Source organism: Mycoplasmopsis mucosicanis, from assembly GCF_006546935.1.
Taxonomy (GTDB): Bacteria; Bacillota_I; Bacilli_A; order Mycoplasmatales; family Metamycoplasmataceae; genus Mycoplasmopsis; species Mycoplasmopsis mucosicanis.
Genome location: NZ_SMDN01000006.1, coordinates 22,394 through 35,320, shown reverse-complemented (window position 1 = coordinate 35,320; position 12,927 = coordinate 22,394). Strand labels below are relative to the sequence as shown.

The 12,927-nt window shown below is 29.9% G+C and carries 12 protein-coding genes and 1 tRNA gene; 6 read left to right on the top strand and 7 right to left on the bottom strand.

Annotated elements, in window-relative coordinates; all coding sequences use genetic code 4:
- Positions 1–7 precede the first annotated feature (7 nt).
- The 5 genes from secE to E1I18_RS02000 form a co-directional block, all read right to left on the bottom strand.
- The gene (gene secE, locus E1I18_RS02020) at positions 8–208 is read right to left on the bottom strand and encodes a preprotein translocase subunit SecE (RefSeq protein ID WP_141483934.1); all 201 of its coding nucleotides are present in this window, start codon (positions 206–208) and stop codon (positions 8–10) included.
- A complete protein-coding gene (rpmG, locus tag E1I18_RS02015; RefSeq protein ID WP_141483933.1) occupies positions 208–357 on the bottom strand; it encodes a 50S ribosomal protein L33 in 150 nt (49 codons plus the stop codon). The genes secE and rpmG overlap by 1 nt, the downstream gene beginning before the upstream one ends.
- 68 nt (positions 358–425) lie before the next feature.
- Positions 426–986: a hypothetical protein gene (locus E1I18_RS02010; protein WP_141483932.1), complete on the bottom strand. Its 561-nt coding sequence runs from the start codon at positions 984–986 to the stop codon at positions 426–428.
- A 1-nt stretch (position 987) separates the two neighbouring features.
- Positions 988–1,683 carry a 23S rRNA (guanosine(2251)-2'-O)-methyltransferase RlmB gene (gene rlmB, locus E1I18_RS02005; protein WP_141483931.1) on the bottom strand — a complete coding sequence of 232 codons (696 nt, stop codon included), beginning with the start codon at positions 1,681–1,683 and terminating at the stop codon, positions 988–990.
- Between the two features lie 45 nt (positions 1,684–1,728).
- The gene (locus E1I18_RS02000) at positions 1,729–2,961 is read right to left on the bottom strand and encodes a class I tRNA ligase family protein (protein WP_141483930.1); all 1,233 of its coding nucleotides are present in this window, start codon (positions 2,959–2,961) and stop codon (positions 1,729–1,731) included.
- Positions 2,962–3,533: 572 nt separating this feature from the next.
- Between E1I18_RS02000 and parE the strand changes: the two genes are divergently transcribed.
- Together parE and parC are read left to right on the top strand one after the other, a co-directional pair.
- Positions 3,534–5,447 carry a DNA topoisomerase IV subunit B gene (parE, locus tag E1I18_RS01995; protein ID WP_141483929.1) on the top strand — a complete coding sequence of 638 codons (1,914 nt, stop codon included), beginning with the start codon at positions 3,534–3,536 and terminating at the stop codon, positions 5,445–5,447.
- Between the two features lie 8 nt (positions 5,448–5,455).
- Positions 5,456–8,035, top strand: a complete 2,580-nt coding sequence (gene parC / locus E1I18_RS01990; RefSeq protein WP_141483928.1) for a DNA topoisomerase IV subunit A — start codon at positions 5,456–5,458, stop codon at positions 8,033–8,035.
- 120 nt (positions 8,036–8,155) lie between these two features.
- Here parC and rbfA read toward each other — a convergent pair whose 3' ends face one another.
- Together rbfA and E1I18_RS01980 are read right to left on the bottom strand one after the other, a co-directional pair.
- Positions 8,156–8,494, bottom strand: coding sequence for a 30S ribosome-binding factor RbfA (rbfA, locus tag E1I18_RS01985; RefSeq protein WP_141483927.1), 339 nt, complete (start codon positions 8,492–8,494; stop codon positions 8,156–8,158).
- Between the two features lie 165 nt (positions 8,495–8,659).
- Entirely contained in the window at positions 8,660–9,241 is a 582-nt protein-coding gene (locus tag E1I18_RS01980; RefSeq protein ID WP_141483926.1) for an inorganic diphosphatase, read from the bottom strand.
- A 148-nt stretch (positions 9,242–9,389) separates the two neighbouring features.
- On the opposite strand from E1I18_RS01980, the gene lpdA reads away from it, so the two are divergent.
- From lpdA to E1I18_RS01960, 4 genes are all read left to right on the top strand, one after another.
- Positions 9,390–10,850: a dihydrolipoyl dehydrogenase gene (gene lpdA, locus E1I18_RS01975; protein WP_141483925.1), complete on the top strand. Its 1,461-nt coding sequence runs from the start codon at positions 9,390–9,392 to the stop codon at positions 10,848–10,850.
- Positions 10,851–10,917: 67 nt separating this feature from the next.
- Positions 10,918–11,574 carry a TyrS-associated PheT N-terminal domain-related protein TapR gene (tapR, locus tag E1I18_RS01970; RefSeq protein WP_141483924.1) on the top strand — a complete coding sequence of 219 codons (657 nt, stop codon included), beginning with the start codon at positions 10,918–10,920 and terminating at the stop codon, positions 11,572–11,574.
- A gap of 10 nt (positions 11,575–11,584) precedes the next feature.
- Positions 11,585–12,823: a tyrosine--tRNA ligase gene (gene tyrS, locus E1I18_RS01965; RefSeq protein WP_141483923.1), complete on the top strand. Its 1,239-nt coding sequence runs from the start codon at positions 11,585–11,587 to the stop codon at positions 12,821–12,823.
- Positions 12,824–12,833: 10 nt separating this feature from the next.
- A tRNA-Thr gene (locus E1I18_RS01960) sits at positions 12,834–12,907 on the top strand.
- Positions 12,908–12,927 lie beyond the last annotated feature (20 nt).

Sequence of the window (12,927 nt, the reverse complement as noted above, 5' to 3'; positions counted from 1 at the left end):
ACCTCTATTATTTAATTCCTAATCTTGATCATAATAATGTGATTAATGTTGCAAAACCCATAACAATAGCCGTAAAAATAACAGTAAAAATTACAACTTTAACAAAAGACATTCAGTTTGTTTTTTGTGATGGCCATCGCACACGTTTTAATTCTTTAAAGAAACGTCTAACTCTGTATTTTTTTTGTTTTATTTCTTTCTTTACCATTACTTTTCCTCTTTGTGAACTGTATGTAATCTACACTTTGGACAGAATTTTTTTATTTGAATTCTTTGCATATTGCCAGCACTCTTAGGAGTTGAGTAATTTAGAGCAAAGCATTCAGAACAGCTCAATGAAACTTTTGTTTTCTTCATAATTATATATTATGCTCCTTATTAAACGGTAAATAAAAAAGTGCCTAGCACCAAATTTATTTTATCACTTATTGATAGAACAGTGAAAATTTTTTTTGGAGGTTAAGCACTATATTATTTTTTTGTTGAGAAGTGATGAATGAATTGAGAAAAATTGATTTGCTGTTTGAATGATTATTTAAGTTGTTGTTTTTTTCCAAAAACACTGAAAAATCAATACTTTTGAGCAAATTATCGAGTTCATTTTGTGCAGAATCATCCTTGATATCAATAATTTCATCTACAGGTACAGATGTTAGTTTTGAACATCTTTTTGAACGCAGTCAATAACTAACCTTTCCAAGAACAAAATATTTTGAAATCTTCAAAATATATGTCTTGAAACTGCAATTTAATTCGCTATTGAATTTTTGAGTTATTGAATAACATTCGAATAAAAATTCATTATACAAGTCTTCTACTTCAAGGGGAACATTGAAGGTTTTACTCAACTGAAATCGAATTGTTTGAGTAATAAGATTTTTGTACTTGAAATCTATAATTTTAATCAATTTAGGCTTACTTAATTTAAGGACATATTGACCAATAGAACTATCGTTATAGAGGTCAATATTTTTAAAAAAACTCATCTTACTCCTTGGTGAGTTGATACATTAATAGAGCACTAGCAACAGAGACATTCATTGATTGAACGCTACCTTTTTGAGGTATATAAACGAGAACATCTGACTCATTTAACACAGGTTGTGAAATTCCATTTGCTTCATTTCCGACAATTAAAATTGATGGTTTATTGTAAGTTATTGAATCAAAATGTTGAGCATTTTGATTCAATGCTGAAGCATATACTCAATAACCATTTTTTTTGAGTTTTTTTATTGTTGCAACCAAGTTGTTAACTTTTATAATTTTCAAACCAACAAAACCACCTGAAGAAACCTTAAGAACAGTCGAGGTGATATTAGCACTTCTATCTTTTGTTAAGATTAGGTGAGTAATTCCTAATGCATTAGCACTTCTTATTATTGCTCCTAAATTATGTGGATCTTGAACTCTATCTAAAACTAGTATATTTTGAGGCATATCTTTAATTATTGTGTCGAGGTCATATATAGGGAAATCTTTTAAAGTAGCAATAATTCCTTGATGGTTTTCATTTGTGATTTGGTTAAAAAATCTTTCATCTTTGATTGAAACATTTGCTCTAGTTTGTGTTTTTATTTTGTGAGCAAGACTTTCTGAAGATACATAAATTTGTTCAATAGGCAATTTTGCACTTATTGCATCACTAACAGAATTTCTTCCTCACAACATTAATTTTTCCATTTTATTTCCCCTTAAATTTGTATTTTTTTTCATTTTGAAAAAATGTTAATAAAGTCCAGTTTTTTGAAGTTTTTCACGCAATAAATCAGCATTTGAGTAGTCTTTTACACTCAAAAATGAGTGTCATTGGGCAAAAAGATCTAACGCATTTTTGTATATAGAAATATCAGTTAATGGTCTATGAATTATGTGGAAAACAGTGTAGATATTTAATGCATTTTCAATGCTTTTTGTTTTGTTGAATTGTTTTATCTCATCATTTATTAGTAAATTGTATTTAGCGAAGTCATAATTAGACAATGCTTCAAACATATTTAATACATTTTGGTGTTTATTGTTTGGCTCAAGATTTGTTCCAAATTTAGAGTAAATCTGGAACATAACTTTTTTATATTTTGCTTCAATTGCTTTGAGATTGTTGATTAATTCTTCAGTTAAATTGATTGGAGCGCTAAATTTTGCAGTCAAAATCATTAATTTGTAAATTTCGCTTCCATGAATTTTGAAAAATTCCTGAGGCAAAATAACATTACCTAATGATTTAGACATCTTTATTCCATTTAGGTTGATTTGGCCAACTCGAATTCAATTTTTTGCTATGTTTTGATTATGCAAAGCAAAATGTTGAATGTTTTCATTTTCGTGATGCGGGAATGTTAAGTCCATTCCACCACCATGAACATCAACTCCATCTGAACCAAAGTGTTTATCTATTAAGGCACAACACTCAGTATGTCAACCAGGTCGCCCTTGTCCAAAACGAGAGTCATATTTTATTCCAACTTTTGTGCTTTTTCAAAGAGCAAAATCTGCTGGAAAATGTTTATAATTGCTTTCTTCTTCAAACACCATCTTATCAAGTTTTTGTCCCGAAACAACTCCATATTGTTCACAATGTTTTTTTACATCAAATCAAACATTGTTATCTTGATCTCTGTATGCTGAACCATTATTGACTAATTTTGCAATATATTCATCAATAACACCAATATTATCAGTTACTTTTTCAACATAAGTAATAGTGTCGATATTGAGTATTTTAAGTAGATCGAAGTATTGTTTTGTGTACTTTGTAGCAATTTCGGTCTCACTAACACCACATTCAATAGCTTTGTTGATAATTTTGTCATCTATATCAGTAATATTATGAACAAAAATGAATTCTTGACCTAAAAATCGCATTGCTTTTAAAGATAAATCAAAAGCGGTGATAGCTCTTAAATTTCCAATGTGTGGGTCATTATAAACAGTTGGTCCGCAAATATAAAATTTCTTCATATTTTTATTATACATTAATAAAATAATTGTGTTTTTTTACCAATACACACATTTTTGAGTACTTTTGGTAAAACCGTTGAACTATCAGACAATCAAAAATATAATTTAATTAAATAGATTAGACTAATACAACAAGTTTGAGCATTCGCAATTAGTTTCAAATAACTTTTTTATAAATTAATTAATAAAACAACAATAAATCTAAATTTACATAACACAAAGTTTCGGAACAAATTGTAAAAAAGCATTTTTTCAATTAAAAAACCAACAAAAAGTCAATTTTTTTAAATTATTACATACCATTTTGTTTCGGACTTGAGGTTTGAATTCCTAATCGTATCATTCATATAACTCACACACTGAGTTTATTTTTTTATTATCAAATATGGTCTATATATTCAAAAGCTAAAAAAATAAAAATAACTAAAGATTCGGAGTAAATCACAAAAAGTGCATTTTTATAGATAAATAATCAACAAAAATACACTTTTTGTAAATATTACATACCATTTTTTAAATTTACTGTATTTTATTTATTAATAATAATATTTAAATTTAGTAATATTTAAAATATGAGTAAATATGACGAAAGCAGTATTCAGCAATTAAAAGGTTTGGAGGCTGTCCGAAAAAGACCAGGAATGTACATAGGCAGTACTGATGTAAATGGTCTGCATCATTTAGTTTGAGAAATAGTTGATAACTCAATTGATGAAGCATTAGCAGGATATGCTAATGTTATTTTGGTGACATTAACTAAAGAAGGTTCAGTAATTGTTGAAGATAATGGACGTGGAGTACCTGTTGGAAAAACTGAAGGCGGTAAAACTGCAGTTGAAAGAGTTTTCACTGAATTACACACAGGTGGAAAATTTGATGATAGTGTATACAAAACGTCAGGTGGTCTGCATGGTGTTGGTGCATCAGTGGTCAATGCATTGAGTAATAAATTAGTTGCAACTGTCTATAAAGATGGAGCAATTTATGAAACCATTTTTGAAAATGGTGGCGAGGATATCAAACAACGAACCAAAAAAATAGGAACAACTAACAAAAAAGGTACAAAAGTTGAGTTTTGACCAAATTATGAAACCTTTAAAAAAGCTAAATTAAGCTATGAAAAAATTTCAGAACGGCTTAGAGAAAGCAGTTTTTTAATTGCGGGCTTAAAAATCAAACTTACTGATGAAACTAGAGATCAAAGTGTTGAATTTCAATATGAAAATGGAATAAGCGCGTTTGTAGAATTTATTAATGACTCAAAAACTCCTATCGGTGAAGTTTTTACATTTAAAGAAAGCAAAAGAGATATTGATGTTGAAGTAGGTTTTCAATATACAGACAGCTATAATGAAACAATTTTGAGTTTTGTAAATAATGTTAAAACTAAAGATGGTGGAACTCATGAAATTGGTTTAAAAAGTGCTCTAACAAAGACATTTAATGAGATTGCAATGGATGAAAAAATTATCAAAGGCAAAAATACTTTTGATGGTGATGATATTCGAGAGGGTTTGACAATAATTGTAAGTGTTAAAATACCTGAAAAATATCTTGAGTTTGTAAGTCAAACCAAAGATAAATTAGGAACTCCTGAAGCAAAAAGTGTTGTTGAGGAAATAACATTAAAACACTTAAAAATGTGGTCTGTGGAACATAAACCACTAGTTAAAAAAATTCTAGATAAGATACGAAAAGCTGCCGAAGCAAGAGCAAGTGCTCGAAAAGCACGTGCTGAAGCACGTTCAACTAAGAATGCCTTAAAAGAAAAACAGATTTTATCAGGAAAACTAACACCTGCACAATCAAAAATCTCTGCAGAAAAAGAACTTTTTTTAGTTGAGGGTGATTCTGCTGGTGGTACAGCAAAAAAAGGTCGAGACAGACACTATCAAGCAATATTGCCTTTACGCGGTAAAGTATTAAATACAGAAAAAGCAAGACTTTATGAAATACTCAAAAATGAAGAAATAGCAACAATAATCAATACTATTGGTGCTGGTGTTGGTGAAGATTTTGACATTAAAAAAGCTCAATATGGAAAAGTTGTAATAATGACTGATGCCGATACTGATGGTGCTCACATTCAAATATTGCTGCTTACATTTTTCTTCAGACATATGCGACAACTTGTGGATGCAGGTATGGTTTATATTGCTTTACCACCTTTATTTAAGGTTGCTTCAAGTCGTAAAGAAATCATCTATGCATGAGATGAAAACGAATTAAAAGAGATTTTATCTCAACCAGGTTTTAAAAATTCAGAAGTGCAACGTTACAAAGGGCTTGGTGAGATGAATGCTGACCAAATTTGAGAAACAACTATGAATCCAGCCACAAGAACATTGATTCAAGTAAAAATTAATGATGTAAGTTTAGCTGAACGACGTGTTTCAACATTGATGGGTGATAATGCCGAACCTAGAAAAGAATGAATAAATGCCAATGTTGAATTCAGTATGGAAGATGATTATCAAATCAATTAGGAGCTTAAATGAATGATAAAAAGAAAAAGAAAATTGATGAAATAGTTGACAAAATAGTTGCTGAAAACATTGATTCAATTATGGCTGATAGATTCAGTCGTTATTCAAAATATATTATTCAACAAAGAGCACTTCCAGATGTACGAGATGGACTTAAACCTGTTCAACGCCGTATTCTTTATTCAATGTCTGAATTAGGTTTATTTAATTCAAAACCATTTAAAAAATCAGCTAGAGTAGTTGGTGATGTTATTGGTAAATATCACCCTCATGGCGATAGTTCAATTTATGGAGCAATGGTTCGAATGGCTCAAGATTGAAAAATGCGTATGACACTGATTGAGATGCATGGAAATGTTGGTAGTATTGATGATGACCCTGCAGCAGCAATGCGTTATACTGAGGTCAGATTGGCCAAAATCAGTGAATATGTGTTAGGTAGCTTGAAAAAAAACACTGTTAAGTATGCTCCAAACTTTGACGATAGTGAAAAAGAACCAACAGTTTTACCTTCAATCATTCCAAATTTATTGCTCAATGGTGCTAGAGGTATCGCAAGTGGTTTTGCTACTGAAATTGCGCCGCATAATCTAGGTGAAATTATTGATGCAGCAATAGCAAAAATTAAAAAACCAGAGATAAATTTAAGTGAGCTTTCTAAACATATTTTAGGTCCAGATTTTCCAACTGGCGGAGTAATTTATGGAACAAGAGGGATACAAGACGCATTTGAAATCGGTAAAGGCAAAATTACACTCGTTTCAAAATATGACATAAAAGAAGACGCTAAACACAAATATATTGAAATTACTCAAATTCCTTTCGGTGTTATTAAGTCTAAACTTGTTCGCGATATTGATTTATTGATTGCTAATGAAAATATTAACGGCCTGCTTGAAGTTAAGGATATGTCTGATCGCGAAGGCATAAGCATCATAATTACACTTGATAAAAATGCCAATGTAGACACAATTTTGAGTTTTTTATTGCAAAAAACTGAGATGCAAATTTATTACAATATCAACAACGTTGCAATTGTTGAAAACTCACCAAAATTGTGTAATTTACAACAACTTTTAAGTCAATATATCATGCATGTAAAAGATATAAAAACAAAGACTTTACAGTATGATTTGGCAAAATATAGAGCAAGATTAGAAATTGTTGAAGGGTTTATAAAAGTTAGTGAAATTAGCGATGCCGTTATAAAAGTAATTCGAGAAAGTGAAAATGGAAAACAAGGAGTTATTGAAAACTTAATAAAGAATTTTCAATTCACACTCAATCAAGCCACTGCCATTGCTGAATTAAGACTTTATAGACTTTCGCGAACTGATAAGCAAGCATTTTTGGATGAAAAAGCTGAATTAGAAGCATGAATAAAAAAATGTGAAATATTGCTTGAACACCCTTCAAAATTTGATGAATGAATAATTGAGTTATTAAAAGCAATAAAAAAAGAATTTGCAACACCACGTAAGACAGAAATTATTGAAGAAGCAATAAAAATTAAATATGATGCAGCCGATTTAGTTGTTGATGAAGAGGTTTTCTTAACCGTTTCAAGATTTGGCTACATGAAAAGATTTAGCAGTCGAGTTAAAGAGTCGAATGATTGAGCATCGTTTGGTCTTAAAGATGAAGATTCGATTTCGTTCTATGATTCAGTACGCACAGTGAATAATTTATTGATTTTTACTTCATTAGGCAATTATGCAATAGTACCTGTTTTCAAAATTGCTGAATGCAAGTGAAAAGAATATGGGGCTCATTTATCAGAATTTGTTGAATTAAAACCTGGTGAAGAAATTGTCTCAGTAATTAATGCTCAAGATTTTGAATCAAATGCATTTATTGTCCTTTTATCAAAAGAAGGTCAAGGCAAAAGAGTACCTTTAAAAGAATTCAATGTATCTAGAATCAATAAAACTTACACAGCGTTGAATCTTAGAAAAAATGATTTACTCATTGGTGCAAAAGTTTCGAATGGTTATAAAGATATTTTGATTGTTACTGAAAAAGGTTTAGCTTCATTATACAGTGAAAATGATATGCAAATCTATGGTTTAAAAGCTGCTGGAGTTAAGTCATGTTTTTTATCTGGTGATGATAAAATTTGTGCTTTTGAATTAGTTGAAAATGATGATGTAGTTGCATTAATTGCTGAAAAAACATTGCTAAAACGTATAAAAGTTGAATCAATTCAGCCAGTATCGAAAAAACATTTAGGTAAGCCTTTGTTTAAGCAATTTAAAACAAAACCATATATTGTGAGTGAGATAAAAGTGTGTCCTTCTGAAGCAAAATTCTTTGTTAAAAACGACAATAATGAACTAAGCACTGAAAAAATTTCTGATTATTCAATCACAAGCACTCAAGAAGGTTTTTCAAAATGCAAAGTTCAAAATGCTGTTGATATGTTTTTTGTGAATAGTTCACAGGACTTAAACTTGATAAATAAAGTTGAGGTGAGCTATGAAAAAAGTACAGAAAAAGAAGAAAAAATAATTGAGCAAGCTCAACAAAAAGTTGATGATTTACTCGAAATGGATGTTGAAGCAATACTCAAAAAATATGAAATTAAATAATTAAATAAAAAAACAACTTTTTGTCAAAATGTGTAGCAAAAAGTTGTTTTATTTTTGACCAATATACTCATATTTGAGTATATTTGGTAAATTATTGCGATACTAAACTAAGTAAAATTATTATTCGTGTTTAATGTCCTCTAAAATCTTGTTTATTTTCATAGCATTATCAGTTACTGTGTCTAGTTCAAAGTGAATTTCTGGAACTTTTCTTCAATTTAATGAATGAGCTAATGTTTTTCTTATAAAACCTGCTGCATTTCTAATTGCTTCAAGTCCCTCGTGTGATTTTTCACTAAAAGTTACAAACACTTTAGCATGCGAAGAATCTGCTGAAAGTTCGCAATCAACTACAGTTGGGTTGATGATATTGACATTTGTTAACTCAGTAGTAACAATTTGAGCTATCATCATTTTGAGTTGACTTTCCTTTCTTAATAAATTAATATTTTTTGTCATAATTCTTCCTTTCTGCATTGCTGCTAGGATATTATATCCACAATTAAATTATAAATCTTTTATTATGCTGTAGGTTAAAATTAACAACTTAAAAACATATGTTTTAAGAATGTTAAATTCTTTAAAGTACTCAAAAACGTGTATATTGGTAAAAAAACAAAAGACTTAAAAAGTCTTTTGTTTATGATTAATTTCGTATTTTTCAGGGTGCTCTTTCATCATTTTTTCAATAAATTCTTTTTTAGGTATTGAACCATATTTGTTCATTAAATCTTTACATTCTTCAAGTTCTTCTAGTGCTCATTTAAGACCTTCAAAACCTGTAACTTTTGATGCACCTGGTTTTTTTCAATTTTTGTAATTATTGAAAAATGTTTCAACATCTTTTAAAAATGGTTCTGGTAATTGATCTAATGATTCTATGTGGTCTAAACGATAGTCATCAGCATGTACTGCAATTAATTTTGTGTCTGTTTCACCTGAATCAATCATTTTCATCGCACCAATAATTCTTGCATTAAGTACAACACCAGGAATGAATTTTTCTTGTGAATAAACTAAAACATCTAGTTCATCACCATCTCAATCAAGAGCGTTTGGTATAAATCCATAGTTTGCAGGATAAACAAAGTCTCCTCTCAAAATTCTATCAACATGAATTTGACCATCTGCGCGGTCAAATTCATATTTTATGTTTGATCCTTTTTGGATTTCAATTTTTATTTCTATTACATTGTTTTTCGACATAACATAATTATAAAGTATAGACGCTTTATTGAACTTTTTACATTTTCGAAAAATATGGAATTATTTACAAAATTTAGTGCCTAATAAAATTTATTTTTTTATAATATATGCAATTATTTTTATAAATTTAGTTTGAAGGGAAAGAATTATGAAAAAACCATTTAGTGATAAAGGTACTCAATATACAGGGCATATTGATGATACTTTTGATGTTATCGTTGTAGGTGCTGGTCCTGGAGGATATCTAGCTGCTGAAGAATTAGGTAAATCTGGTAAAAAAACATTGATTATTGAAAAAGAATTCTGAGGTGGTGTTTGTTTAAACGTTGGATGTATTCCTACTAAAGCAATGTTAGCTTCAACACATGTTATTGACACAATTAAAGAAGCTGCTGGATTTGGTGTTGTTGCGAACTTCGCTGATTTAAAAATAGATTACGATGAAACCTGAAAAAAAATGCACGAAAGAAAAGCTGCTGTTGTTAAACAAATTTCAGGTGGTGTAAAAATGCTTATGAAAGGTAGCAAAGTTGCTATCGAAGAAGGTGAAGCAGAATGACTAGCTTCACACGTTGTTAAAGTTAATGGAAAAGTTTACCAAGGAACTAACATTATTATGGCTATGGGTAGTCGTGCACGTAAACTTGATAAACTTACAGGTTTTGAACAAGCTTATAAAGACTTTACAGTAATTACTTCACGTGAAGCAATCAATTGAGACAAAGAACTACCTAAATCAATTACAATCGTTGGTGGTGGTGTTGTTGGTACTGAATTTGCTCAAATGTTTGCTGCTTCAGGATCAAAAGTTACTGTAATTCAAAACACAGACGGAATTCTTCCTGGTATTGATAAAGATGCAGTTAAAGAAATAACAAAACACTTTAAAGCAAGAGGTATTGAAGTTATTTGCAATGCCTCAACAACTGAATTTAATGACCAAAAAGAACTTGTTTATGAAGTAAACGGTGAGAAAAAATCAGTTAAATCAGATCTTTATTTAATTGCTGTAGGACGTATTCCTAACTCACAAAACCTTGAAAAAACAGGTGTTGAAATTGGACAAAGACAAGAAGTATTGGTTGATGAATACTTAAGAACTAATGTTGAACGTGTGTATGCAATTGGTGATTTAACTGCTCAAAATATGTTGGCTCACGTTGCATATGAACACGCTTTAACAGCAGTTGCTCACATTTTAGGTCACGATGTTAAATATCTTCTTAACAAACCAACACCTGGTTGCATCTACACTCATCCAGAAATTTCAACAATTGGTATTACTGAAGATAGAGCAAAAGAATTAGGTATGAATGTGTTTGCTGCTAAATATGCTTTTGGTTACTTAGGAAAAGGTATTGCTACAAAAGATACTGCAGGGTTCTGTAAATTAGTTGTTGACCATGAAAGTGGCTTAATTGTTGGTGCAACAATTATTGGTGCAAATTCAACAGATTATATTGCTGAAATTGGCTTAGCAATGGAACACAAATTAACAGTTTCAGACATTACATATACAACTCACCCTCACCCTACATTTAATGAAATTGTTTGAGAAGCAGCTCGTTCAGCTCACTTAAAACTTGAATTAGATAAAGCTAAAAAATAATTCAATATTTAAAAGACGCACTTGCGTCTTTTTTTGTTATTTAATCAAAATTAGTATAATTAAATTTATGAATATATTACTTAATTATGATTTAGAATTTAATAACACTTATGAACTCATATATGATTCATCAATTGAAGCAGATGCAATAAAAAAATTCGATTCAAAGGAATTTGACTTGGTTGTTAATTTTAATGCTTCATCAAACATAGTTTCATCAATTATTTTGGTTGATAAAGTTGATTTCATTAAAGACAAAAGAGTATGAACAATTGCACACAAAAATATTGTAGATACAGTGGAAAAAAGTATACGAGCAAAAGACGAAAACCACTTAATTTTCAATAAAAACGCAAATATTTGTGTCGGTAGAATTGTTGCAAGAAACAAGCACCCTAAATCAGAAAAACTATATGTTTTAGATGTTGATTTTAAATCATTCAAATGCCAAATCGTAACGAATACTCTTTATACAACACCTGATAAAATTTTGGCATTTTATTTACCAGGCTCAATAACTCCTGATGCTCAAGTAATTAAACTCGGTGAAGTAATGAATGTTAAAAGCGAAGGAATGCTTTGTTCAGCTGCTTCATTGAAATTAGATAAATATACTGATTTATTTGAAAACGATGTATTGAAAAATTTACCAATAACACTCAAAAATGAGTATATTGGTAAAAATATCGATGCTATTTTTCCTGAACTAATTACACAAATATAAGAGGTGAATAATGAATATTATTAATGAACTAAAACAAAGAGGAATTCTAAAACAAATTAGTAATGAAGACAAGTTCAATACTTTTAAACCTTCAGAAATTGCTATTTATGCTGGCTTTGATCCTACTGCGCAAAGTCTTCACCTAGGAAATTACATTATCATTAGTGTATTAAAAAGATTTAAGCATGCTGGTTATAAAGTTTATGCACTTATTGGTGGTGCTACTGGTATGATTGGTGATCCTTCATTCAAAGATTCTGAAAGAATTTTGCTTGATAATGAGCAGGTAAATATCAATAAAAGCAAAATAAAAGCACAACTTGAATCACAAGGTTTAGAAGTTATTGATAATTATGATTTTTACAAAAATATGAATGTTCTTGAATTTTTGCGAGATGCAGGAAAACTTGTAAATATTTCTTATATGTTAGCTAAAGATTCTGTTTCATCACGTATCAGCAGAGGACTTTCTTTTACTGAATTTAGTTACCAATTACTCCAAGGTTATGATTTTTTAAAACTTTATCAAAATTTCAATGTCAAAGTGCAAATTGGTGGAAGTGATCAATGAGGAAACATAACTACTGGTCTTGATATGATTTCAAGTGTTGTTGGTGATATAAATTCAAAAGCAGTTGGAATAACTATTGATTTATTAACTGATGAAAATGGCAAAAAAATAGGTAAAAGTACTGGTGGTGGTGCATTATGACTTGATAAAAAAATGGCCTCGCCTTTCCAAATGTATCAGTATTTATTTAATCAATCTGATTTGGTAGTTGAGAAACTTTTGAAGTGACTAAGTTTTTTCACAACTGAAGAAATTAATCAAATTATGAATAAACATGTTCAAGACACAAAACAAAGATATGCTCAATCAATGTTGGCTTATGCAATTGTAAGTGATCTTTTTGGCGAAGATGAAGCAAAAAATTCAGTTAATGTAACAAAAATTTTGTTCGATAAGACTTTTGATGCTACTAGTCTAAATGTTAATGAGATAGCTAAACTATCAGACTATTTACCAGTTGTCGAAATTGAAAAAAATGCAAATATTATTGAAAAACTGATAGAAACAAAACATATTTTATCAAAACGAGAAGCTAGAGAGTTTATTCAAAATAAAGCTCTAAAAGTAGATGGTCAAACAATTGTGGAAGATTCATTATACATTCCTCAACACTTTGAAGGCCAATATGCTATTTTTAATAAAGGTAAAAAACAAACTATTCTTTTAAAAACAATTTAATTGTTTTTATGCCGGTTTCGCTTAGTGGTAAAGCAGCTGACTCGTAACCAGCAGCCATGAGTTCGATCCTCATAATCGGCACCATATGTAATTCATCAAAAAAA